Origin of the sequence: Testudinibacter crocodili (assembly GCF_006228025.1) — a bacterium.
In the GTDB taxonomy this organism is placed as follows: Bacteria; Pseudomonadota; Gammaproteobacteria; order Enterobacterales; family Pasteurellaceae; genus Chelonobacter.
Genome location: NZ_VDHF01000175.1, coordinates 1 through 1,710, shown reverse-complemented (window position 1 = coordinate 1,710; position 1,710 = coordinate 1). Strand labels below are relative to the sequence as shown.

Sequence of the window (1,710 nt, the reverse complement as noted above, 5' to 3'; positions counted from 1 at the left end):
CTATTAATATTGCTTATTGCCATATAGATAGAATCGTTGCCATTGGAGCATGTCCAGTCAAAAACAACCCATTAAGATTAGATGAATTTATCAATAAAAAATCTTTTGGAACCGATTATTTTTTAGAAAGAAGAGAATTAGGAGTAATTAATTTAGGAGGAAATGTTTGTATAAAATCAAAACATCAAGAATTTTACTTAAATAATCTTGATGCGCTCTATCTCGGAAAATCACAAGAAGATATTCAATTTATATCACTAGATGATAAAAATCCCGGAATCCTTTATTGCTTAAGTACTCCGGCTCATCATACTTATCCAAGTAAATTAATTAAACAAGAAGAAGCCAGAAAGATTCCACTTGGCAATAAAGAAAATGCAAATATTAGAATAATTAATCAATATTTACATCCAGAGATCATTCAAACTTGTCAACTATGCATGGGAATAACACATCTAGAAGACGGAAGTGTCTGGAATACAATGCCTCCACATACTCACGACAGAAGAATGGAAGTATATTTATATTTTAATGTTAAGCCATCACAAGCCGTATTTCATTTTATGGGAGAAGCTAATGAGACAAAGCACATTGTGATCAAAGATAAAGATCTTGTTTTTTCACCTAGTTGGTCTATACATTCCGGATGTGGAACTCAAAACTATAGCTTTGTTTGGGGAATGGCTGGTGAGAATCAAACTTTTGACGATATGGATTTTATTGACATAAATAGTATGCTTTAAAATATCAACTAAGGAGAATAGAATGTTTAATATAAAACAGAGAAAATTAACAGCCATCACAATTATTGGATTACTCACCTCTTATAATTCTATCGCTGCTACAGAAATAAAAGTTGCATTTAATCAGTCAGACAAACATCCTCAATATTCTGCACTTCAATATTTTGGAGATAGACTATCTAATGAAACAAATGGAAAATATAAGGTAAATATATTTCCAAATGAACTACTTGGAGATCAAAGAGCATCTCTTGAATTAGTACAAAATGGCGCAATCCAAATGTCAATTGTAGCTAATCCATTAGTTGAAAATTATGATAAAACATTTTCTGTGATTGGATTACCGTATATCTATACATCTCCCGAACACCAAGAAAAAATATTTACTTCCAGTATATTAGATGATCTATTCAAATCAACAGCTAAATTTGGCTTTGAAGTATTAGGTTCATATACCGCAGGAGCAAGAAGTATTTATACTAAAAATACACCTGTTAAAAGTATAGCAGATCTTAATGGTAAAAAAATTCGTGTGATGCAATCCGATACAATGATAAAAATGTTAAGTTGTATGGGCGGAGTAGGCGTTCCAATGAACCAAGGTGAAGTCTATACAGCTATCCAACAAGGTGTGCTAGATGGGGCTGAAAATAATGAAATTACTTATGCTGATTTAAAACAATACGAAGTAGCACCATATTTTTCTCAAACCAGGCACTTAATGGTTCCAGATCTGTTAATTATTAGTTCACAATTTTTATCTTCTATACCAGAAGCAGATCAAAAATTAGTTAAAAATATAGCAAAAGATAGTATTAAGAAAGAATTTGAAATGTGGAATGCACAAATTCAAAAATCTGAAGACCTTGCAAAAGAAAAAGGAGCCACATTTATTGAAGTTGATATAAAACCATTTCAAGAAAGCTGTAAGAAATTACAAGATGATTTAATCAAAACACCTGAGCAA

The 1,710-nt window shown here is 31.2% G+C and carries 2 protein-coding genes; both read left to right on the top strand.

What is annotated here, in order from left to right:
- On the top strand, positions 1-743 hold a 743-nt coding region (gene kduI / locus FHQ23_RS12280; protein WP_139614569.1), incomplete at its 5' end, for a 5-dehydro-4-deoxy-D-glucuronate isomerase.
- A gap of 22 nt (positions 744-765) precedes the next feature.
- Positions 766-1,710 (top strand): TRAP transporter substrate-binding protein (locus FHQ23_RS12275; protein ID WP_139614568.1); only part of this gene is annotated, 945 nt, incomplete at its 3' end.